The following is a 255-nucleotide window of genomic DNA, read 5'->3' on the forward strand; positions in this document are numbered from 1 at the left end:
ATTGGTAGTACAAGCAATAAAAGTGTAACTATCTTTGCAAAAATATTTTTTTATGTCAAAACGTTTTTCCGATTTAGGAATAGAGGCTAGTATAACAGAAAGATTAGCTGCATTACAAATTACAGTACCTACAGATATTCAAAAAAAATCGATTCCTGTTGTATTGCAACAAAAAGAAGATTTGGTTGCTTTAGCAAAAACAGGAACCGGAAAAACGGCTGCTTTCGGCTTGCCTTTATTGCAGTTGATAGATGT

At 32.9% G+C, this 255-nt stretch carries 1 protein-coding gene; it reads left to right on the plus strand.

Annotated features, from left to right (window positions below; translation table 11 throughout):
* Positions 1-52 precede the first annotated feature (52 nt).
* A partial coding sequence (locus KI686_RS17770; protein WP_237590436.1) for a DEAD/DEAH box helicase occupies positions 53-255 on the plus strand: 203 nt, incomplete at its 3' end.

The organism is Polaribacter sargassicola (genome assembly GCF_021991835.1).
Taxonomy (GTDB): Bacteria; Bacteroidota; Bacteroidia; order Flavobacteriales; family Flavobacteriaceae; genus Polaribacter; species Polaribacter sargassicola.